The organism is Stieleria bergensis, from assembly GCA_007745635.1.
In the GTDB taxonomy this organism is placed as follows: domain Bacteria; phylum Planctomycetota; class Planctomycetia; order Pirellulales; family Pirellulaceae; genus Stieleria; species Stieleria bergensis.
Map to the genome: position 1 here is coordinate 5495665 of CP036272.1, position 23175 is coordinate 5518839.

Here is a 23175-nt window from a genome sequence, read left to right on the forward strand (position 1 = left end):
TCCGCAACACTCATTGGCTGGGCATAAAAAAACCGCTTGGATCATAAGATTCCAAGCGGCGTCGTGTTTTCGAGTCCGATGTCACCACCGGGGACGTCATAAAGCTTATTTACGACGCTTAGCTGCCTTCTTCTTGGTAGCTTTTTTCTTGGTAGCTTTTTTCTTGGTAGCTTTCTTCTTAGTGGCTTTCTTCTTAGAAGCCTTCTTCTTGCTAGCCTTCTTGGTCGCCTTCTTCTTAGCGGCCTTCTTCTTGCTAGCCTTCTTAGTCGCTTTCTTCTTAGCTGCCTTCTTCTTGGTAGCTTTCTTCTTAGCTGCCTTTTTCTTGGTAGCTTTCTTCTTCGTTGCTTTCTTCTTGGCCACGATATTCCTCCGCGGAGTAGGAGAACGCAGGCGAGTCATTGTGCCTTGTCAGAGACCGATCTCAACAAGCCACCGGCCACGGCTCACCATGCGTCAACAAATGTTGAGCCACATGTTTTTTGATCATCCAATCAATTCATCACATGAACTCAACGAAACCATCGGTATTTGTAAGCTCTGCGCCAAATTCCGCAACATGTTTTTGCAGAATTAGTGCTTGCACACATTGACAATTTCACTATGGACACCCGTTGTCACTGCACAACAAGTGCTCGCACCAATGCATCGACAACGCCATGATGATTTCGAACACTCACTTACCTCATGACAGGTTGTCTGAACCGTTACTCAAGTAAACCGGATTGACATAAATCAAGTAATGTCAACGTTTTGGGTATGTTCTAAGCGTTGAACGGCCAAGTCTGTCTACGTTGAACAACGCGTTGATTGCAAGCACGAACATGCAACTTGATGAATGAAACAAGGACTCGTTAACGTGACGGATACGCTTTGAGTCATACACATTTTATCCACCAAAAGTTTTTAGAAAAAAATTTACCCGCGTTACTGTTTTTGATCGCAATGATGACGTTTTCAATCACTCATGCACTTGTTCAATCGCTGTCTTGAACAGGATCGTCTTGTCATTGCGTTACCAAAACGATCGATCAATGAGGTTGCAAACAACAACGACAAGGTTGCAAACAACAAGCACGGGTAATCACCCTCGCCAAGGACCATCGACCAACGCGTTGCCAAGCCGCTTCAAAACCAAACGCTCTCAACGGTTGATTGAACGAAGCCAATCCTTGTTCGATCAACGAGCTGTTGTGATCCTGCAACGGCTGAACTCAGCAACCGGTATCAAGACGATGGCAAACGATTCACGCCACTCACTGACCTGGTGACGAATGCCCACGCCGTTGACAGAGCCTCTGTCAAGCAAACCACCGTTGTCACATTGCTCCACCGTCGTGTCACACTGCCGCCTGCGTCCATGCCGTCTGCACGGCACACATCGCACGGCACACATCGCGAAACTCTCCTCAGCGCCAGACAATCGATCGGCGCGGTGGACGACTCCTCGGTTTCCCTTCGAGAAAACGTGACGACTGCACTCCTGATGCTGACTCGAAGCCCTCTCCTGACGCCAAGCGAATTGCTGTCGATTCCATGTCTTGAATCACCTCCAGCGAATCACAGTGCAGCGTTACATTCCCCGCCGCTTTGCGGCCTACAAGAGTGCGGACTGAATCGCGCCCCAGATTGCCTATTTTTGAATCGTAAACTGCACGGTTTGCGAATTCATTGCTTCGCCCAGCGACCGCTTGCTGCACCTGGCTTCGACGGCGTCTGAAGAATCGGCCGGGTGGCGGGTCAAAACAGCCTCGCAATGATGCGAAACTCAACGCGATCGTTGGTGTAAAATCGGCTGCCCCCACTGGGCGCTTGCAGCGATTGCGAACATGCTTGCAGAGAGCCAAAACGACGCCGGCTCGCTTAAGTGAAATAACTTGCCATTGACCTGCCAACCCGAAAACGCAAGCTGACGTTTTTTGCATCACCGTTGCGTGACCATCATGCTGCCGATGACCAGCGGCTTGGTCCCTGACAGGAGATAGGTTCTCAACCGGATACATCGATGACCCTTGCCACACTCTTTACCAACAGCGAACGCTGCGAGATTTCTTTTGAGCTGTTTCCACCCAAGACAGACAAAGGAATGCAGAATCTGCAGGACAACGTTCAGAAGTTGCTGCGATTCAATCCAGCCTTCTTAACGTGCACCTACGGCGCGGGAGGTTCGACGCAGTCACGCACGCTGGAAGTGGTCGAGCTTGTCAAGCAGATCAGCGGCTTGCCCGTCGCTTCGCACCTGACCTGCGTGGGCTCAACGGTCGAGCAGTTAAACGATTACCTGACCGAAGCCAAACGCCGTGGCGCTGATTACATCGTTGCCTTGCGTGGCGATCCACCTCAAGGCAGTGACGAGTTTCAAGCCGTCGACGGTGGACTCAGCTACGCCAACGAACTGGTTGAATTGATTCGTCGCGACCATGCCGATCAATTCGGCATTGCGGTAGCAGGTTACCCCGAGGTGCACCAAGAGGCCCCCAATGCACAAACGGACCTCGACAATCTGAAACGCAAGGTTGACGCCGGGGCTGACATCATCATCACACAGCTGTTCTATGACAACGCGGACTTCTATCGTTTCCGAGAGTCCTGCGAAGCCGCTGGAATTCGTGTGCCGATCATTCCCGGCCTCTTGCCGGTGACCAACTACAAGCAGGCCAAACGAATCGCTGGGATGTGCAAAGCAGCGATCCCCACTGAAATGAGCACCGCGATGTCAGCGAACGACGATCCGGACTTTCAGTTTGAATGCGGTGTTCAACACGCTCGGAATCAAACCATTGATTTGATTCACAATGGTGCGCCAGGCATTCACTACTATGTGCTCAATAAAAGCGATGCCGCTGAGCAACTTCTAAGCGACATTGATTTTGAGAAGAAAGCCTAAGCACGCCGCCAAGTCTCAGCCTCCCGACGCAGGGACGTGTCCCGCTGATTGTTAAAACTTGAAGGATGGTCTCCCGGAAGGCAAAATCTGCCTCCCCGAAACCTTGCGATGGCGGCAACCGTCGAGCATGAGAGCACACCAAGTGGTCTCACCGAGATCTTTGCTTCGCAGCTGTTCGACGAACTTGCTGCCAACTGCTTTCCAGAGCCGCGAAACACTTGATCGTTTGACGCCTGGAGAATTCGGCTTGATCTCCACAATGGAAACCTGCGGGGACAGTCCTCTAAAACTTGTAATCGTCGCGAATCCAGGAATAAACCACGAAGGACGCGAAGAGCACGAAGAAGGGAATCACAATCATCCTCCGGGGGCTGCCCCCGAAATGCCCTGTCCCCGAAATGTCCTTGTGTAGCAGAGACCATTTGCTCTCCGCTCGGTGTGCCCGAAACCGCATGTGGAACTCCTGCGGCGTTCGGCATGGCAGCGTGACGTTCCTTCGAAGCACATGAGTCAGAGAAACGCACTTCAGTCACCCGCCAATTCCAAGGCGGTGGCATTCACAATCGGATCCAGAGTTCCGAACGCCGAAGGTGTTCCACACTCATTGCCGAACGAACCAAGGCAAGCACGGCACCCTACGTCTGTGCCGAACGCCGTAGGTGTTCCATACTCATAGCCCAGGGTCGCGCAGCGCACCCTGGGGACAGGCCCCATGTACATCCTTTCCGAACGCCGTAGGTGTTCCACACTGATTGCCGAACGAACCACGGCACTCTACGTGGGCCCAAAGCATTGGTGCGTGCCGAACGCCGTAGGTGTTCCATACTCACAGCTGGGACATCCCGGACGCAGGCTGGGCTTTGTCACCGATCGGTGATTGATTCAAAGATTCACTGAGCTGCGGGCCAGTCGTTAGGGCAGCGCTGTCACGGGGACGTCTTGGTACAACCGCAGCATGCCCTTGGCTTTTTCGATTCGATCCAGGTCAGCCTGATCGAGATTGCTTTCAAAGCGAAACACACTTCGCAGGGTTGTCGCTTGATCGCCCTTGCCCAGTGTTAACGTAACTTCTTTAGGCACCTGGCCATCGTTGGCAATCGCTTCGTCCAATGCCATGCGTGCAAACAGGGGCGGCCAGAGTTTACGAATCAGTGTCACGCGACCAATCCATTGGCTGTACTGCAAGAACTGAGCAGCCTGCAGAGCACTGCCGGGCTTTTGGGTCGTCGCTTGGTAGCTGACCTGTTCGAATTGAATTCGGTAAGGAGCATTGCCTTCGACAACTGCGTCGAGACCGAGTTTGCCTTCTAGATCATTCTCCGCGGCGTACTGTTTGATTCTGGCCAGGGCGTTGATCACATCCTGTTGCGGCAACACGGCCTTGGTCTGCTGTTTGCGTGAGAGCAAGGCAATCCTGGAATTGACCGCATCGACAATCGTCACGTCGTGGGGTTCCGACAAGGCAAAGGCATAGGCCACGCCCTGATGAAACAGAACCAAGTGACTTTCGCGATTGTCAAACGAGCCATCTTTCTGTTGCTGCTGAATATCGATCGTCAACTGCATGCCAGCGGGCTCTTTGGGGGTGGATTTTGCAGCGTTCGTTTCAACGGCCGGCTTTTTCTCAGCGTCGTTTTCCGGTGTCTCGGCGACCACCACGGTTGCCAACGCGATCAGCAAACAGCCTAACAAGCAGCGACCAACGGGGTGAGTTTCAAACATGTTCATGATTTTGCCCGGCTCAATCGGCTTGGGTGAGCGACGACGATTGAAGTGAAAGGAGTTGTGGTGACCGCGATTGCAAGGCAATCGACAGACTGGTGGGGAATCCCGGCGGTTCATCGCCGCCGACCTAGACGCGGCCCATGGTTTCAAAGTAGAAAAGTATCAGAACTGGGGTCCAGATCAATTTCTGAACGTCTGCTCATCCCCGGCGCTGACGGCCTCGACAACGCCCCGCTGCCACTCATTCACTGCTGACCGCTGAACATCGTATGCATCGCACACTCTTTCTGATTCCGCACGAGATCGGCCCCTTGCCCCTGTTTGGCATCGGTTGGCTGCTGATCCTGCTGGGCGCAGGCTTTTTCATTCGAATGGTGGTCGCTCATCGCCAATGGGTGGCTTTTCAGAACACAATCCCAACGAGTGAATCGGCGGGTGATCAAGCCAACACGTCGCTCCCACGCCCACCATCGCCAGCCGAAGTGCTCAAAACCGAAGGCTGGTTCTGGTTGCTTGCAGGGATCGTTGTCGCGGTCTTTCTACCCAATGCGGAACTTCAAAACGTCGATGGACAACCCGTTGGTTTAGCGGTACGCAGTTACGGCGCTTTTGTGGTCATGGGTTTGTTCTCAGCCATTGGTCTGGCCATGTATCGCGCGAAACGGCGCGGATTGCCCCCCGAGACAATCACGTCACTGATTCCCTGGGTCTTCGTCCCAGGCATTGTGGGCGCGCGAATGTTTTACGTGATTCAGTATCGCCAGGACTACATTCAAGACAATTTCATCGACACGCTTAAACGCATGGCATCGTTCACCGAGGGCGGCTTGGTGGTCTATGGTTCGATGATCGGCGGGTTCTTGGGATACCTGATTTTCTCTCGCATCCACCGTCTTTCCATGCTTCGCATGGGAGACGTGTTGATCCCATGCCTGTTCCTGGGAGTCTTTCTCGGGCGCATTGGCTGCCTAATGAACGGCTGCTGTTACGGTGGCGCTTGTGAGCCGAGCGCGCTCTCCGTGCAGTTCCCACCTAACAGCCCGGTTTACAAAGAGCAACTTGCCAGCGGTTCGCTGCTGGGAATGCAAATTGAACCCGAAACCAATCGCATCGATGAGGTGCAGCCAAGCAGCGTCGCCGATACACTTGGCATCACGGCAGGACAAACATTCGAGCGTGGCAACTTCGATCCGCGAACACGAGAAACCGCTGACCGCGCCATTCCCGAAGAGGACGTCCCACTGGGCTGGGGCATGCAGATTTCGGGACGGTACTTCTATCTCAGCCCAGATGACTTGCCAGCCAAGGCCAATCCCGTGGTCGCGGCTCAAGTCATCAGCAGCCTGACGGCGTTGGTGCTGTGCATCAGCCTGTGTGTGCTCGATCGCTTCATTGCCAAAGACGGCGTCTTGCTGTTTAGTGGCTTTGCTGGCTACGCCGTGATTCGATTCATTCTGGAAATCGTTCGGGTTGATGAAGGCGGACAGCTGGGGACTTCCTTCAGCATCTCACAGTGGGTCAGCATGGTCGTCTTTGCGCTCTGCCTGACGGCGCTGGCCATCGTGCTGCGGAAGAAACCCAACAGCGATTCACTGGTCACACCCTAACGCCACCGGCTGGGTCACAACCCAACGCCACCCACCCCAACGCCACCCACCCCAACGCCACCGGCTTTGGCGTGAGCGTTTAACCTTTGGCAGCCTGCAAATAGGTCAGCACCTGAAGCAGCATTTCGGTTTTGGGCATCGCTGCACCGGCCTGTTTTGCCACGTCAATGGGTTTGGCCAAGATCGCATCGAGCTCCATCGGGCGACCAGCCAAGAAATCCAATCGCATGCTGCTATCGTAGGGCACCATGTTGCGCGTGTTGTCGATCGTCTTTTCGATCCAGTGCTCCGCAATGTCCGCTCCACAGGCTCGGGCAGCCTGATAGACTTCGGTAATGATGTCCCGGCTGAGCGCTAGTGAGGCGGGGTCGTGAATCAACTGATCCGTTGACGCGTCCAACGCCACCGACAACCCATTGAAGGTGATGTTCCACATTAACTTGCGCCAGCGAACCATGTTCAGATCGTCTGAGGCTTGGACATCGATGCCGGCGCCGGACATCTGCTGGCAGATCTGCTGAGCGGTTTCCATGGATGGGGCATTTGTAAGCAAGGGGCCGAACACGATGCGGCCGAAATCCAGATGTTTGATATGCCCAGGCCCCACTTTGTTGCTACAGAGAAAACAACAGCCACCGAAGATTCGCTGAGGGTCAAAAAACTCGGCCACCTGCTGCTCAACTCCCAAGCCATTTTGCAAGATCAGCACAACACCACCCTGACTGGTCGATTGCCGCAGCAATTCGGGCAGGGCGTCGTTCCCGGTAGACTTCGTGGCGACAATGGTCACATCACAGGGCGGCAATTCAGCAGCCGAGGAATAGGCGTTGACGCGGGGCAATTGAAAATCACCCCAAGGACTTTCAATCGTCCAACCATTTTGTTGAACAAATTCATAGTCCGAGCGCATCAGAAAATGCACAGAGTGCCCGTGACGAGCCAGCATGGAGCCGTACAAGCCACCGACGGCTCCCGATCCGATGATTGCGTATGATTTTGGGATCATGGTTTGATGTCCAAGCAGGGTTGTCAAAGCAAGCTGATCGAGCCTGAAAACATGAGTGCAACAGCGTTTACCAGCCGCCAAAGCAGTGTTTGAAACCAGTCACTGCTTCGATGTGCGCAAACACAATTCACTGACAAGAAATCTTTATGAATCTCGCTTGTTCTCGCGCCCCTGATGACCAGCTTCCTCGTCTATCATGTGTATTCACTTTGTCGCGGGCAGCCTGATCGATCAACGCCTCGACTTGCCCTCCGAACAGCGTTTTTCCGAACTGGCTTAGCTTGCAGGCTCGGCATTGGCTGGCTGGGCATTGGCAGGCTGGGCTTAGCAGGTAGGCATTGGCAGGCTGGCTTAGCAAGCAGGCAGGGCGTTCACAATGCTCAATCGCAATTCCACCGCTTCAGTTTATCCATCAACCGCCCCACGCCAACACCAACCGCTGGCCTGAACTTGCCAAACGTCTCAGAGCGCAGCGTCCGCTAGCCTCCTGCAGGTCTCGTTGGCTCCGGCAAGACGGCGCAGAACCACTCATTTCACTTTATTAAATCCCCACGTTCTTCCACGACGGAGACCATCGACCGTGACCTTATTAACTTTTGCTCGCAACTCCACAGCGTTGACTCGTTGCGCTGCGTTGCTGCTGTGCTTCGCTGCGAACCTCTTGCCTGGCATCGCGAGTGCTCAAGCACCAGCAGCCTCCGGCGAAGCTGTGCCCAAGATGGCTGCGGAAATGATCCCTGATGATGCGATCGCCGCCGTATTCATGTCCCCCACTCGCATGATGAAGTCTCCCGACTGGGAGATGATGCCCGTCGAGGTGCTGCAAGCGGTGGCCTTGGAAAACCTAGGCATCGACCCTTACCAGGTGGATGGCATCACGGTGATGGGCGGCGTTCCGGGACTGAATGGTCCAGTGGGCGGTGCGGTGATCGAATTCAATCGTGATGTTGCCGTCGAGTCGCTAAAGTTCATTGATGAACTGCGTGAGGGCGAGTACTTGGGCATGAAGGTTTACGAGATTCCAGAAAACCCACCGCTGCGTTTGCATCAACTGAACGCTCGGACGTGGCTGATTGGCGTGGGCGGTTATGTCAAACGCATGGCCCAAGCGAACCAGTTTCCCAAAGGCAAACTCGCTGAACTCGCGACGAAGATCAACGCGCCCGATGGGATCACCGTCATCGCATCGTTGGACTTAGTCGGCCCGATGATCACGGGATTGCTGCAAAGTGTCGAAGGTCAGATCCCACCGCCGATCAAAGACGTTGTGAAGATCGCCCAGTGGACAGATGCGATCTACATCAACACTGTCATTGCGCCCTTAGGTGGATCGACCAAGATTTCCCTGCTGGCGAAGGATGCTGAGTCAGCAGCCGAGCTGGAATCGCTGATCAATCGCTCGATTGACTTCGGTGCCCAAGCCATGATTGCAACGATGCGTTCGGAAATGGATCTGGAGGATCCAGTTCAACAGTCATTCATCAGCTACATGAATCGCGTCAGCAAAGTGTTCACCGAGGCGATGCGTCCCAAGACCAACGGCACCGTGGTTCGTGTGGAAATCAACTCTTCGGCATCGGTTGCGTCCACCGGTGTCCTGGTCGGATTGCTGCTACCCGCTGTGCAAGCTGCTCGGACAGCCGCCCGCCGCATGTCCACGTCAAACAATCTGAAACAGATTGGCTTGGCGATGCACAATTATCATTCAGCCTTCAAAAAACTACCTGCTCAAGCGATCACCAACGACGATGGCGAAGCCTTGCTTAGCTGGCGTGTTGCCATCTTGCCTTACATCGAAGAGCAAGCCTTGTACGAACGATTCCACTTGGACGAGCCTTGGAACAGTCCGCATAACCGCCAGCTGATCGATGAAATGCCCGCTGTCTATGAGTCGCTGAACATGGTGCTACCCGCTGGCGAAACTGTCATGCAGGTCCCACTGGGTGACAAAGATTCCAAGGAGCCAGTGTTCTTTACCAAGGGACGCCAAACGGGCTTCCGAGACGTGCTGGACGGACTGAGCAACACACCGATGGTGGTGCAAGTGGATCCGCAAGACGCGGTGACCTGGACGAAGCCAGCGGACTGGGAAGTCAATTTGGACAATGCCAAGCAAGGCGTCGGCGCAGCTGAGCCCGGTGGCTTTCATATCTTGCTAGGCGACGGCGCTGTCATTTTTATCGCCGAATCAATCGACAAGAAACTTTGGCGAGCCATGCTCACCCGAGCGGGCGGTGAAAGGGTCCAACAAGGATTCTAGTTGTCGCTCCGCATGAGCCGCTTGGCAATTGACTCGGCTTGGTTTCCCCCACAACAAACCAAACCGAAACCGCCGGCGGCAACAGACCATTCATTCATCCGCATTTTTTTTCTACTGGTTTCCAACACGGAGATTCCGCTCGTGAAACTTTCCGCTTTCCTTTCGTCAACGACCAAGGCTTCTCTGAGAAGCTTGGCGGCAGCCGCAGTGGCCGTTTTGCCAGTCGCTGCAACTGCCCAAGACGCAGCGCCGACCAAGCTGCCGGCCCAATTGATTCCAGCTGATGCTGTCGCCGCCGTGTACGTGTCTCCAAGCGTTAATCTCAAACTCCCCGAGTATGAGATGATGCCACTGGAAGTCTTGCAAACTGCGATGCTTGAACACGTCGGCATTGATCCCTATCACATCAACGGGGTCACCGCAGTGTTTGGGATGCCCGGTCCGATGGGCCCCATCGGCGGCGCGATCATCGAGTTCAACGAAGACACGGCCATTGAATCGCTGAAGCCAGAGATTTTAAACGAGTTTGAGCCGGGTGAAATTGCGGGGCTCAAGGTTTACACGATGCCAGCGTTCCCACCGATCAGCGTTCATCAACTGGACAGCAAAACCTGGGTCGCTGGAGTAGGCGATTACGTCAAAAACATCGTCAACGCCCAACAGGAACCACCGGGAAAACTGGCCGAACTTGCCACCAAGGTCACGTCCTTTGATGGCGTCACGGTCATCGCGTCGGTCGATCTGATCCGACCAATGGCAACCCCCATGCTGCAACAAATGCAGCCGATGATTCCACCGCCTCTGCAAGACGCAACACAGGTCGCCGAGTGGTTGGATTCGATTTACATCAAAGCCAAACCAGGCTTCTTGGACAGCAAAGTTGCCATCTCGTTCATCGCAAAGGACGAGGCTTCTGCGCAAAGCCTGGAAAAGCTAATCAATGACGCCATGGCCTTCGGCACTGAAATGGCCTTGGCTGCTGCGAACGAAGGCGTTGACCCTGAGGACCAAATCGCGGTTGCCTTCGTCAAGTACTTTGAACGCATCAGCAACGTCATCAGTGATGGCATGCGTCCCAAAACCAACGGCAGCGTGGTCCGAGTCAATATTGACGGTATCACCGCAACGCCGCTGCTGATGGCTGGTTTTATGATGCCTGCGGTGACTCGTGCTCAGGTGGTTGCTGGCCGCGCCCAAGCGGCAAACAATCTGAAACAGGTCGCGATTGCGATGCACAATTACCATGACACGTACCGCAAGATGCCGTCCCCAGCAATCACTGACGACGATGATGAACCGCTGCTCAGCTGGCGAGTTGCAATCTTGCCATTCTTGGGCGAACAAGCGCTTTACGAACAATTCAAGCGTGATGAACCTTGGAACAGCCCGCACAACATTCGGTTGATTGAACGCATGCCGTCAGTTTACCAGGCACCAAGCGATACTCTGGCCCCCGGCGAAACCGTGGTGCAACTCCCCATCGGTGACAAAGCCATGTTCTCCGAAGGCAAAGAAACTCGCTTTCGAGACATTCTTGATGGCACCTCCAACACCATCATGGCAATTGAAGTTGCCCCAGAGAATGCTGTGCCATGGACCAAACCCGCCGACTGGGAAGTCAATCCAGAAGACCCCATGGATGGCCTGGGAGCGATTCACCAAGAGGGCTTCCAAGCCGTAACAGGCGACGGTGCGGTCCACTTCTTTTCCGAGTTTGTTGACGCCGATGAGTTTGCCAAGCTGCTGACCAGAGACGGCCGAGAAGTCGTCAACTGGGACACTCTTCGTGCTGACATCCATCGCCATAACGGCCCCATGATTGGCTTTGGCGAAGAGACCATTGAAACGGAAGTTGAACTTGAAGTTGACATCATTGAGGTGCTGCAAGAGGACGAAGAATAAGCCTCCTTGCCTGAATGATTTTCACATCACGGGTTCGTTGTTCTGATCAGAGGGACGGCGAACCCGTTTTCTTTTTTGCCCGCCTGTTCTCTGCCTTGGACTCCTCTGCTCGATTCCTGCCCACCCCCGTTGCTGCCAATCATGCTCTTGCGTTCCAGTCTTGCCCTCGTGTTCTTGCTTCTCGCCTGCCCGTTTAGCCCGGCACAGGACGCTGCATCACCAACGCCCCACCGCCGCCCAAACATTGTCTGGCTCTCCGCTGAAGACATCAGCGCCCATCTAGGCTGCTATGGTGATCCCAACGCGATCACGCCCCACCTGGATCAGTTAGCCACCCAGGGAACACGGTACACCCATGCCTTTACGACCGCAGGAGTCTGCGCGCCCTGTCGCAGTGGCATCATCACCGGCATGTATCAAACCACTCTGGGCTCCCAACACATGCGTTGTACAGCGACCTTGCCCGAACAGATCCAGCCCTTTCCCGTTCTGCTGCGTCAGGCTGGTTACTATTGCACCAATCGCTCCAAGCAAGACTATCAATTCAAGACACCTAAAGAAACCTGGGACGTGTCCTCTAGGAAAGCCCACTGGCGCACGCGGCCTGACCCATCGCAGCCTTTCTTTGCGGTCTTTAACTTTACTGGCTGCCATGAATCAGGCATTGCCTCAGACAGCAAGTACAGGGAAGTCACCCGTGTCTTGAAGGAGTCGCAGCGCCAGGATGCCAGCCAACTGTCACTGCCGCCATACTATCCTGATTCACCGATTGTTCGTGAACACTGGAAACGGAATTATGAATTGATCACAGCCATGGACCATTGGGCAGGAGACCTCATCCAGCAACTCAAAGACGATGGTTTGTACGACAATACCATCATTCTATTTTGGTCGGATCATGGCGTTGGCTTGCCACGTGCCAAACGATGGCTGTACGATTCGGGGACACACATCCCATTGATCGTTCGCATGCCACAGGCCTACCGCACAGACCTGCAAGGCCAGCCTGGAAGTGTTAGCGATCAACTGATCAGCTCCATCGACTTTGGCCCGACGGTCCTAAACCTTGCCGGCATCAAGCGCCCACAGCACATGCAAGGCCAAGCCTTCTTGGGTGATCAACTCTCACCACCGCGCCAGTACGTGTATGGGGCCAGAGATCGAATGGATGAACGCTACGACATCATTCGTACCGTCCGCGACAAACGTTACCGATACATCCGCAACTACGAGCCACTGAAAAGCTATTACCAGTACATCAACACCTGTGAAAAAGGCGCGATCATGAATCAAATGCGAGCGCGTTTTGACGCCGGCAACCTGACCGGAGTTCCGGCCAGCTACTTTGCCGACACTAAACCTGTCGAGGAACTGTACGACTGCCAAGCCGATCCGCATCAGATTCACAACTTGGCCGATGATCCCACACTCCAAGACGTGCTCCAACGGATGCGTCAAGCACAAGGCCAATGGGCACGCGACACCCGCGACCTTGGATTGATTCCCGAGCCGATCATTCAGAATCGAGCCAAGCTGCTGGGCAGTGACTACTCCATCATGCGACAGCCTGGGGCCGAGGAGTTTGTGCGCCAACTGGAACATGTCGCGGTCGCCGCCTCCGCCGGCAAGTCGGCTTTGCCCCAGTTGATCGACGCAACCAAACATGAGGACAGCGCCATCCGTTACTGGGCTGCCACCGGGATCGGCAACCTGGGCCTGGAATCTGGCCAACAAGGCTTGGCAGCGGCCTCTGAGTTACTGGGCGACAGTGAATCGGCCGTCCGAACAGCCGCCGCCAGAGCCCTTTGTCGAATGAATCGCACCAAACCGGCACTGCCTGTGCTGATCCAAGAACTCAAAACCGGGAACCAATGGGAACGCCTGCACGCGGCCATCGTCCTCGACGAGATCGACGAACAAGCGTTGCCAGTGATTGAACAAATGCGAGCGGGCCTGGAATATCAAAAAGGGTTTAACTCCGATGGCAAGTACCGTGTTCGCGTGACCAATCGAGCGCTCAATGAGCTGGAAGGCACCCGCAACGTCGTGCCCTAATGTGGACGCCGGTCAGCCCCGTTTTTTCGGCAGCCCGATAAATCACCCAACCGTGCCCAGCGCAAAACGACAGCTGTTTCATTGACTGAACTCTCCCGCTGGCGGGAGAGTCGAGCCTAAGCGAGGTGAGGGTGAAGGGGTTGGCAACGCCAACCGCAGGCAGCAGCGAAACCGTCGACCATTCGTTGCCTAAACTCTCCCGCTGGCGGGAGAGTCGAGCCTAAGCGAGGTGAGGGTGAAGGGGTTGGCAACGCCAACCGCAGGCAGCAGCGAAACCGTCGACCATTCGTTGCCTGAACTCTCCCGCTGGCGGGAGAGTCGAGCCTAAGCGAGGTGAGGGTGAAGGGGTTGGCAACGCCAAAACGGCGGATGAAATCGCAACATCGATCCCACCGCCACAATCCTCAAATCTTTCCTAAAGTGCGCCAGCGGCACAACCGATAAACTGATCATGGATTGTTGAACAACGGTCATGCGCCTCCTTTTGTCCACGAGGCTTCTGAGCCGCCCTTTTTTGCTGCGAAGGCACTGCGCCATGGAAATCTCTCGTCAAAACGCTGCTCAACGAACGGCAACCGCCTCAAAACGAAGCCCCTTGTGGCTGGGGCTGGTGGCGGCGCTGATGGTGACCAGTTGCAGCGGATGCCGAATTTGTGCCAGCGGTGAAGACGGCGCCTATGCCGGCTATGGCGGTTTGTGGAAGCGGATGGATCGCTACAACGGCCGCGTCGGCAGCCTGGCCTCACAAGCTGGCGAGCAAACCTATCAACAATCACCGCGGCCACAACAGGCTCCTTTGGAGCAGCGTGACCCACGATTTGAAGTCGAGCCCAGCGGTGGTGAGACGGCTCAAATAACGCTCAGCGAAGATGGACTGGCGCTCGGATCGATTGCGCCACCAAGTCGTTAGCGGTTGGCGCGACGCACACGCAGGGCCTAGTGCTTGCGTGGGATCGGCAGCCGGACGCAGCTGCTAATTGGGAACCTCTTTGAAGAGCGTGCTGTCCTCCGGCAAGGCTCTGATGCCATGGGCAGTGATGCGATCCAATTCTTGGTAGCGGATCTGAACGAAGTCCTTGGTCTGTTCAGCGGCCTGACGCAGTTTCTCTCGCACCAGTGCCTGCACCTTCGCGCGATCGATTTGATTTCGCGCGTCAGCCACTTGATCCAGGCGAACGGTGAATCGCTTGATCGGCTTGGTTTGATCGAAGAACACCTGCCTGATGCGCGGGTCAGCCGAGAGTCGCACGTGGTCGAATTCATGCTTGACCACGGAGTTCTCCCAGAACGTTTTCGTGCTCGGCGGCGACTTCAACCAAACCTCGTGATCGACGGTCAAATCCAGTTTTCGAAACCTTACCGTGATCGTCCATTCGCCACGGGCACGTTGCAATGCCGTTTGTGACCAACGACTTTCCGACTTGAATTGATAGTTGATATGAAAGCGAGTTTCTCCCATCAGACGCTGGCCACTGGGGATATCCGACGGTGAAATCTGAGCTTCGCCTCCGGTGACCAATCGGACTTCGCCGTTTTTGATCAGCCGAGCGAGATTGGCAGGCGGCTTTGGAAGAGACTCCAACGGAATGCGCTCATACTCCGTTGCTTGATCGCCAAACACGGACTGCCCATTCTTGTCGACGAATCCCTGTGCGTTCGCAAGCGAGGCGGTAACGATCGCCAGGATGAACCCCAGCAACGACATTGCCGCGCAACGGGCCCCTTTGCGATCGATCGCTGAATGGTTCAAAAGATTCACATCATGATTCATTGCTAACCGCCTTCGCTAAGACCGAGTCCCGGACAAGCATGCGTTCACCTGGCCATGATGATTCGGGTGGATCACCAGTTCAAGAATTGCGTCAGCATGGCGATGCCGGGTTCAGTCAAAAAGCTTTCGGGGTGAAACTGCCAACCTTCGAGCGGATACGATTGATGCCGCACAGCCATCACTTGCCGCACGCCACCGGTATCAGTCCACGCGGCGACCTGCAAGCAATCAGGCATGGATTCTGGCTCGATCACCAAGCTGTGGTATCGCGTGGCTACAAAGGGATTCTCCAAACCGGCAAACAAACCCTGACCGTCATGATGAATGCGATCGGTCTTGCCATGCATCAATTCGGGTGCACGAATGATTTTACCACCAAAGGCTTGGCCGATGGATTGATGCCCGAGGCAGACGCCCAACATTGGAATCTTTCCCGCGAAGTGTTTAATCACAGGAACACTGATACCGGCTTCGTTGGGAGTACAGGGTCCCGGCGAGACGAGAATACGAGCAGGATTTAAATCGCTTATTTGGTCGACGGTCAATTCGTCATTGCGAAACACACGGATATCAATCGTGGGATCAATCTCGCCCAGACGCTGAACCAAGTTATAAGTGAACGAATCATAATTATCGATGACAATGACCATAGTAAACCGTCGCGTCGCGCCGTACTTTGTTGGGGTGTCAATGGGAATCCGTGAGCAAAGATCGAAAAAAGATTTCTTTCCTGAACCTGACAAAACGCTCTTCTAACCGCTGCGCCAGAATCTTTATACTTGCCCTCAGTAGTATAGGCGAAACTGGACGGCCCAGCGTAGAGCTGTTGCCCTGCCCACGTCGAGCAATTGATTCGCGTTGATCGAGCTGTCGGCGTCCCGCTAACCGGTATTCATGACACTCTTTTCATGAAAAGGTTTGCTCAACCGGTAAATTTTGGCCCTAAACTTTCAGGGGCAAAATGAGTTTTGTTTTTGACCTGAGAGACCGCGACAGGTCATAATGAATTTGCCTGATCTCGTTCCTCTTACTGAGTGTTTTTAGGAAACCGTAGCCGTGTTGTCTGTTCGTCCCAAAGTCGCCGAGCTGAGCTTTCATCTGTTCAGCCGTTCGCTTCACCCGGAACTGTATCGGGTTCTGCGAACGCGCCGTATTGAACGCAGCGTCTACAACGCGACGATCAACATTACAAACTGTGGCCACGTGATCACTTGGAATTGCACTGATCAGGGGACGGGTCTGGAAACTCCGCTGACGCTGTGCGAAGTCGCCACCAGCGCCTCGCAACCATTGCCCAGTAAACGATGCCTGATTTCACAGAACTTGAAAGGCAGTCGCACCGAACAAGTGGAAGTGGTCAAAGGCGTTTCGTATCGGACGCACTTTCAACTTGAGTCCGTTGAACCGGACATGTTCTTTATGGTCCAGCAACAATTGGGCAAGCAACCCACCGATGGTCTGCTGCACCAATTTGACTCCAGCGGTCGCATGGCACTGGGAGCGTTAAGCTACATCAACATCGAAACCCGCCAGCGGTCAATGTTGGTGCAAGCGATTCATACCTTCCCCGATGACTGCGCGATTGTCAAAGTCGAATCGCTGTTCAGCCTGCCCGAATAGCTGCGCCGGCAATGAAGCCAGACTCGGAGCCTGCCGGCACGCTAGACGAGCGAGCCATTCCTTGGATTGGCGTCATTGACCTGCAAGCCGGAAAGGCCGTGCATGGAATCGCCGGAAACCGCGACCAATATCGCAACGTCAAACAATTTGATGGTGCGAAGACCCAAGACCACGCCATCAACGGTCAAGCCACCGCGCTGATCGACTGTTACTGGCGTGAAGGCCTACGCCAGTTCTATGTCGCGGACCTGGATGCACTGCAGGGTTCGCCCATTCAGCGAACAAGCATCGAAGCGATTCAAGAGCGACTTCGGCTGCAAACGGTCAACGCGTGCTCCCAAACACCGCTGGAAAGGCAACCCGTTTCAGCAACACTCTGGTTGGACCTGGGGCTCAACCATGACCGTATCAAACGCGATGCCGATTGGCTTTGCCAGCTTCGTGACATGCCGCAACAAGCGACCACCAAGGCAAAACTGAACGTCCGCTTCATCCTGGCCACCGAAGCAGCGCAGACGCTTGATTGCTTGACCGAGCTCGCTGAACGACTGGGGCCCGCTCACGTTGCCCTGGGACTGGACTACAAACAGGGCCGCCCACTGGGCATTTCAAATCACGAGCAACATTGGTGTCAACGCGCCAACCAGTTAGGCGTCCGGCACCTGATCGCGCTGGACCTGGCTGCCGTTGGCACCGGTGACTTTTCACTGACCATTGCCTTGCTGCAGCGTTTACGAGAACGCTGGCCACAGGGAGAGATCATCACCGGGGGTGGGATTCGCGATGACCTTGATGCCCGGCGTCTGCTCCAACTCGGCGCCGCCGGACTCTTGGTGGCGAGTCGATTTGTTCGCTAGTCGATTTGTTCGCTAGTCGATTTGTTCGCTAGTCGATTTGTTCGCTAGTCGATTTGTTCGCTAGTCGATTTGTTCGCGAGTCGCTGCTGGGCTGTCGCAGTGCTACCAACAGCATGCAAACGCCATCGGCAGGCTCAGACCAATCGCTGTGCCGACGACGCACCGCACCGGCTGATCAGGGAGAGACGCGCCCCAATGGCGTTGCCTTCGTTCCATCGGTGAGCGCCGCATCTGCTAAACTTGACCCCAACACAGATCGTCTGAAAGGCATCTCAACACATGGGGAGAAAACGATGCGTTCGCTAATCTTATTGGTGTGCTGGCTTGGGTTCATCTCGATCGCGACCGGCCAGACTCGGGACGAGATTGTTCGATCCGACAAAGAAAAGGTCCAGCGCGAAGGTTTCTGGATCTACAACGACATTCCCACGGCCATGCAGCAAGCCAAGGAGTCGGGGAAACCGATCCTTGTTGTCCTGCGTTGCCTGCCCTGCCACGAGTGCGTGAAGCTGGACGATGAACTCGTCGACACGCATCCGGTGATACGTCCGCTGCTGGAGAAGTTTGTTTGTGTGCGGCAAGTTTCCACCAATGGGCTGGACTTAGATCTGTTTCAGTACGATACCGACCAGTCGTTTGCTGTGTTTTTCCTCAATGCCGACCAAACGATCTATGGACGCTTTGGAACCCGCTCGCACCGTACCGAGTGGACCGGCGACGTGTCTTTGAAAGGACTTGAAAAAGCCCTGAAAGCTGTCCTGGAAATGCATCAAAACTACGACGCTGTGAAAGCCTCTCTAGCTGGCAAAACAGGCCAACCGCTGGAGTTTAAATCGCCTGAACGGTTCCCCTCGCTGCGGAATGCCTTCACCGATCAATTGAACTACGAAGGCAACGTGGTCAAGAGCTGCATCCATTGCCATCAGATCGGTGATGCCAGAAGAGACTACTACTGGAGCTCCAAGAAGCCGATTCCGAATGAGATCCTGTGGCCCTACCCTCACCCGAAATCAATCGGACTGATCTTGGATCCACATAGCAAGGCAACCGTTCGCAGCGTCGCGCCATCATCAATCGCTGCGACGGCTGGCTTGAAGGCCGATGACCAGATCCAGTCACTGAACGGACAACCACTGATCTCAATGGCGGACGTCCAGTGGGTTCTCAACACCGTTCCCGATACCGGTGCCAACGTCAACGTTCGCTTCCAACGTGATGGCCGCGAGATGCGAACTGAACTGAAACTTCCCGCGGGCTGGCGACAACTTGATGACACCTCCTGGCGAGTGGGAACCTGGTGGCTGCGACGTGTCGCGTTAGGTGGTTTGGTACTGGAAAACGCATCCGAAGCACAACGTGCTCAAGCCAACATTCCGGCCGGCAAAATGGCTTTGCGAATCAAACGAGCTGGCCAGTATGGCCCCCATGGCACGGCACGCAGAAGAGGTTTTCGGGAAGGCGATTTAATCGTTGCCTACGATGGCCGAGACGATTTCGCCCGCGAGGCAGACTTGCTAGCCTATGCCGCAGAAAAAAAATCCATCGGGCAACAGGTCAAAATGACCATTCGGCGGGGCCGTGACCAGCTGGAAATCGCGTTGCCCATTCAAAAGTAAACGGATCGATTCATTCGATTGACAGCTCTTCACAGCAGCAGGGAATGAAAAATGGTGACACTGGAATCCGTTCAAACGGCGGCAGATCGGATCCGCCATGATGTGATCCGAACGCCGCTACTGGTCAATGAAACGCTTGATGCATCGCTTGGTTGTCGGCTGTTTTTCAAAGCGGAAAACTTACAGCACACCGGGGCCTTCAAAGCGCGAGGGGCTGCCAACGCGGTTCGCAACTTAACCCCTCAGCAAGCCGACAGCGGTGTCGTCACCCATTCCTCGGGGAATCACGCCGCAGCGCTGGCCAGGATGGCGAGGCGAGTGGGGATCGCTGCGCATGTGGTGATGCCGCACAACTCATCGGTCATGAAAATCAATGCGGTGCGATCCTATGGTGTAGAACCGATCTTTTGCGAACCCGCGAGTGACCAACGTGAAGCCAAAGCCGCCGAGGTGATGCAGCAAACCGGCGCCACCATGGTTCATCCCTTCGAATCACACGACGTGATCTGTGGACAGGGCACGATGGCCTTGGAACTGCTGGAACAGGTCGATGACCTGGATGCTGTGATCGTTCCGGTCGGTGGAGGCGGATTGCTAGCGGGGACACTGACCTCTCTCAAGAACACGCGTCCATCGATTCGCGTCTGCGCCGCCGAACCCGCTTGGGCGGATGACACTTTTCGCTCTCTGCAATCAGGTCAACACGAACAGCCAGCGCGTTACGACACCATCGGTGATGGCCTGCGAACCCAGGTGGGACAGCAAACACTGCCCATCATTCGCCAGTTCCTGGACGATATTTTCTTGGTCACCGAAACCGAGATTGCTGAGGCCACACGCACACTGATTCAGCACACACGCACCATCGTTGAACCCTCTGGCGCCGTCGCCTTTGCAGCATTGAGTCAACAACGCAGCCAATTTGCCGGCCAGCGAGTCGCCGTCGTGATCAGCGGTGGCAATCTGGACTTAAGCCAGGGGCAGTATTTCCGGGGCTAAGCAACTTGCTTGCCAGACACTATGCTGTCCCCGGCAGACACGATGCTGTCCCTGGCAGACACTGTGCTGTCTCTGGCAGACACTGTGCTGTCCCCGGCAGACACTGTGCTGTCCCCGGCAGACACTGTGCTGTCCCCGGCAGACACTGTGCTGTCCCCGGCAGACACTGTGCTGTCCCCGGCAGACACTGTGCGGTTCATGCCAGACACTGTGATGATCATGCTCTTCCTCCTCAGTCCCATCCCCATCGATCTGTGATGTCCAAGCGACGCCCTGTTGTTCGCAAGCGAAGCCATGGTGTTTATGCCACCTGGGATTCCGATGCCAAAGATCTGCCACGCTTCATCGAGGTCGCCGATCATATCCCCGCTCGCATCGACATCGAGTTTGGCATGGTGGTCAATATCATGCAGGGTAAGAATTGCTTGCTGGAATACCAGATCAAGCATCCCGGCATTTTGGATGACGCAGGACGCGTCAGACCAGCGTTTGAAGGGCAACTGTACGTGAAATCCAATGATTGGGATTTCTACTTGGGAGACACCATTTGGTCGCCCATCGATGACAAACTGGGGACCTGGGAGATGAGCATCCAGCTGGATGGAACACAGGTGGCTCAACACAGCTTTGAAGTCTATCCAGAAGACCCGCTGCCAGCGGTCACTGAATCGCAGAGTGCGTCCGAAGGACTCCGTTTGCGGACGCGGCGATACCAGTACCAGCTGATGCGTCTCTCGCTGCATTAACAGGATGCAGCGACCAACAGAAGCGTGACGCAGGGTCACTCAAGTTGTTAGGCTCAGGTCTCGTCAACCTTTTGGCCGCTCGCATAAGCTTCCAGCTCTTCCATCATACTGATGTTTTCCCGGTACAGAAGAGAAGCTTTTTCTTGCAGCTTTCTCAGAGCTTCCGATTGTTTGGCCAGGTAATCGTCCAAGGCAGTGTTTTCAACTTCCACCTGTGCAATGTCGTCTTCCAGCTTCAAGATAATTTCTTGACGCTGTGCCAGTAACTTGATGAGCGTGGCTTGAGCCGATTCCAAAAGCGTGTGCTCTTCTTGCACGACTTTGATGCGATCGGCCACCTCGCGAACTCTGATTCGCAGTCGGCGAATTTCAAAGCGGAAGTCAACCAAGGATCGAACAAAGAAGGTGCCGACAACGACAGCAACTTGGTTGTTCTCCCATTCCTTCTGGGTGTCAAAGTCCACCACCGCAAAGTCACCTTTCTTGGCGACAACCTTGCCTTCGCCATCACCGACGTGCAAGCGAATGTCCTTGGCCTTCCCAAGAATGTCGAACGCAGAAACGTCGGCGGGGTCAGCAGCATCTTGACTGTCAACAACGTCCTCGTAATTCGCCTGGAACTGAACGCGACTCCAGCGATTGGCCTCTGGTGGGAGATTGGTTTGTTGCTCGATCTTTTGACCATCATTGAGGTAGGCGACAGTCGACGCATCCATGTTGGCCAAGTACAGTTCGCGTTCTGACGGTTTGCCTTCGACTAACGGAGTCGCCGATAGCATGTTTCCGATCACATTGCGGTTGCTGAACAACTGAGCCACCAAATTCTTATCGACCGAGCCAAAGATGTTGTCCTCAGGCAGAATCTTGTCGCTGCCTTCAAGAAGAAACGGTTGATGACCATCCAAAGGCAACATTTCGTACACCGTCCAAGTGCGGTTCCCCGAGTTTGCCAACATCTGACGCTGAATCTGCTCGAGCTGGCCCTGGGCCTGAATGGTGACGGTATCAGGAGTGCTTTGTGAAACCTTAAACTCGCCAACATAATACCGAGGCAAAGCAGTTTGACCTTGCTCCAGCGGTTCTTCAAGGAACGCATACACCACCGAGTCGGTGGGAAACATTGGCTTGGTCGGCTTGGGTGCAGAGGCCGCTGGATCAGGCGTCGCTGGCATACCCAACGACGGATCGACCACGGGCTGGGGGGCTGATTTTTTTAACGTGAACGTGCCCGCTTGCTGTTGGGCGCCTGTCATTCCCGCCACGTGAAAACCGACTTCCGCATTGAGCAACGAGTACTCATGTCGCAACTGACGGAGTCCAATGCCAATCGATGGATCCGATTCATCACCCTTGAGAATCAGATCATGCTCTGCTTCAAGATCAGCAGCTCGCGCCTCCAACGTTTCCTTCAGGTCGTGCCACGCCATGCGGCTTTTCAATGCAACGGCTGTCGGAAACAGCAGCCCAATCACCAAGCCAAGGTTCAAAACCATGACCACGTGATAGTACCAACGAATTTGTTTGGCAGACTTCACCAGCATCACAATAAAGGTGATGCACAGAACAACAAGAAAACCAAGCAGTGCAAATTTCATAGTTCAATCAGGCGAAGGTGATTCCGGTAGTGGCTGACTGTTTACAGGGCTGAAGCGACATCAAGTCAGACTTCAACACGGCAACAATCTCCAAACACGTTCCAGACCGAACACGATCAATTCGCTGGCTGCCTCAGGCCTAAACAGCGAGGGGAGCCAGGGTGTCCAGAAGAGCGGAATCGGAATTTGGGTGATAAGACGCCGTTTTTCGGTTCGTGGATACTAAGTTGGGCAAGATAGAGCGTCAAGCTTTTCTCTTTTTTCGACAGATCTTCCCTCAAACAATCAGTCGACCTGGAGCGCAAACGAGGGTTTTTGCCACCATTTCAGCCAATCAGGCCAATCAAACTTGGGGCCACCCACATCTCAGCGGGCGGTTGATCCTTCATTTCGACCTCGTCTGCGGCTAATTTCATCGCTTCTCGCTCGATCTGAAGCACTTTGAGCCACGTTCGTCGCAAGGCATTGTATTTCAAAAATCTCGCCGGTGCGCAGGAAAATTGGACCTCAGCCAACTTCCAGCCAGCACTCC

Annotated in this window: 17 protein-coding genes and 1 pseudogene; 11 read left to right on the forward strand and 7 right to left on the reverse strand. The window is 54.7% G+C overall.

The window, feature by feature from the left end:
* Nucleotides 1-105 precede the first annotated feature (105 nt).
* Nucleotides 106-360: a hypothetical protein gene (locus tag SV7mr_RS19240; RefSeq protein WP_419187625.1), complete on the reverse strand. Its 255-nt coding sequence runs from the start codon at nt 358-360 to the stop codon at nt 106-108.
* Nucleotides 361-2002: 1642 nt separating this feature from the next.
* Between SV7mr_RS19240 and metF the strand changes: the two genes are divergently transcribed.
* Nucleotides 2003-2884: a methylenetetrahydrofolate reductase [NAD(P)H] gene (gene metF, locus SV7mr_RS19245; protein WP_145275765.1), complete on the forward strand. Its 882-nt coding sequence runs from the start codon at nt 2003-2005 to the stop codon at nt 2882-2884.
* Between the two features lie 102 nt (nt 2885-2986).
* Here the strand turns inward: metF and SV7mr_RS19250 are convergent.
* Together SV7mr_RS19250 and SV7mr_RS19255 are read right to left on the reverse strand one after the other, a co-directional pair.
* A pseudogene (locus tag SV7mr_RS19250) lies at nt 2987-3145 on the reverse strand (IS256 family transposase); the annotation flags it as partial.
* A gap of 651 nt (nt 3146-3796) precedes the next feature.
* Complete coding sequence (locus SV7mr_RS19255; RefSeq protein WP_145275767.1) at nt 3797-4612, reverse strand: hypothetical protein; 816 nt, start codon at nt 4610-4612, stop codon at nt 3797-3799.
* 266 nt (nt 4613-4878) lie between these two features.
* Between SV7mr_RS19255 and SV7mr_RS19260 the strand changes: the two genes are divergently transcribed.
* On the forward strand, nt 4879-6216 hold the full coding sequence (locus SV7mr_RS19260; protein WP_145275769.1) for a prolipoprotein diacylglyceryl transferase: 1338 nt from the start codon (nt 4879-4881) through the stop codon (nt 6214-6216).
* 79 nt (nt 6217-6295) lie between these two features.
* Here SV7mr_RS19260 and SV7mr_RS19265 read toward each other — a convergent pair whose 3' ends face one another.
* Entirely contained in the window at nt 6296-7222 is a 927-nt protein-coding gene (locus tag SV7mr_RS19265) for a putative 2-dehydropantoate 2-reductase (protein ID WP_145275771.1), read from the reverse strand.
* A gap of 580 nt (nt 7223-7802) precedes the next feature.
* Between SV7mr_RS19265 and SV7mr_RS19270 the strand changes: the two genes are divergently transcribed.
* From SV7mr_RS19270 to SV7mr_RS19285, 4 genes are all read left to right on the forward strand, one after another.
* A complete protein-coding gene (locus SV7mr_RS19270; protein WP_145275773.1) occupies nt 7803-9482 on the forward strand; it encodes a DUF1559 domain-containing protein in 1680 nt (559 codons plus the stop codon).
* A 141-nt stretch (nt 9483-9623) separates the two neighbouring features.
* Nucleotides 9624-11384, forward strand: a complete 1761-nt coding sequence (locus SV7mr_RS19275; RefSeq protein WP_419187626.1) for a DUF1559 domain-containing protein — start codon at nt 9624-9626, stop codon at nt 11382-11384.
* A gap of 141 nt (nt 11385-11525) precedes the next feature.
* The gene (locus SV7mr_RS19280; RefSeq protein ID WP_145275777.1) at nt 11526-13439 is read left to right on the forward strand and encodes a sulfatase-like hydrolase/transferase; all 1914 of its coding nucleotides are present in this window, start codon (nt 11526-11528) and stop codon (nt 13437-13439) included.
* Nucleotides 13440-13974: 535 nt separating this feature from the next.
* A complete protein-coding gene (locus SV7mr_RS19285) occupies nt 13975-14349 on the forward strand; it encodes a hypothetical protein (protein ID WP_145275779.1) in 375 nt (124 codons plus the stop codon).
* Between the two features lie 63 nt (nt 14350-14412).
* On the opposite strand, the gene SV7mr_RS19290 is transcribed toward SV7mr_RS19285, so the two are convergent.
* Nucleotides 14413-15210, reverse strand: coding sequence for a hypothetical protein (locus SV7mr_RS19290; RefSeq protein WP_419187627.1), 798 nt, complete (start codon nt 15208-15210; stop codon nt 14413-14415).
* Nucleotides 15211-15281: 71 nt separating this feature from the next.
* Complete coding sequence (locus SV7mr_RS19295) at nt 15282-15860, reverse strand: anthranilate synthase component II (RefSeq protein WP_145275783.1); 579 nt, start codon at nt 15858-15860, stop codon at nt 15282-15284.
* A 406-nt stretch (nt 15861-16266) separates the two neighbouring features.
* On the opposite strand from SV7mr_RS19295, the gene SV7mr_RS19300 reads away from it, so the two are divergent.
* The 5 genes from SV7mr_RS19300 to SV7mr_RS19320 all read left to right on the forward strand — a co-directional run bounded on the left by SV7mr_RS19300 (nt 16267) and on the right by SV7mr_RS19320 (nt 21048).
* Nucleotides 16267-16830 (forward strand): DUF2617 family protein, encoded by a 564-nt coding sequence (locus SV7mr_RS19300; RefSeq protein WP_145275785.1) that lies wholly within the window; start codon nt 16267-16269, stop codon nt 16828-16830.
* An 11-nt stretch (nt 16831-16841) separates the two neighbouring features.
* Complete coding sequence (locus tag SV7mr_RS19305; protein WP_145275787.1) at nt 16842-17687, forward strand: HisA/HisF-related TIM barrel protein; 846 nt, start codon at nt 16842-16844, stop codon at nt 17685-17687.
* 293 nt (nt 17688-17980) lie between these two features.
* Nucleotides 17981-19303 (forward strand): Trx7/PDZ domain-containing (seleno)protein, encoded by a 1323-nt coding sequence (locus SV7mr_RS19310; protein ID WP_145275789.1) that lies wholly within the window; start codon nt 17981-17983, stop codon nt 19301-19303.
* Nucleotides 19304-19354: 51 nt separating this feature from the next.
* Nucleotides 19355-20302 (forward strand): threonine ammonia-lyase, encoded by a 948-nt coding sequence (locus SV7mr_RS19315; RefSeq protein WP_145275791.1) that lies wholly within the window; start codon nt 19355-19357, stop codon nt 20300-20302.
* Nucleotides 20303-20559: 257 nt separating this feature from the next.
* Nucleotides 20560-21048 (forward strand): DUF3859 domain-containing protein, encoded by a 489-nt coding sequence (locus SV7mr_RS19320; protein WP_145275793.1) that lies wholly within the window; start codon nt 20560-20562, stop codon nt 21046-21048.
* Between the two features lie 53 nt (nt 21049-21101).
* Here SV7mr_RS19320 and SV7mr_RS19325 read toward each other — a convergent pair whose 3' ends face one another.
* The gene (locus SV7mr_RS19325) at nt 21102-22643 is read right to left on the reverse strand and encodes a coiled-coil domain-containing protein (protein ID WP_145275795.1); all 1542 of its coding nucleotides are present in this window, start codon (nt 22641-22643) and stop codon (nt 21102-21104) included.
* Nucleotides 22644-23175: the final 532 nt, after the last annotated feature.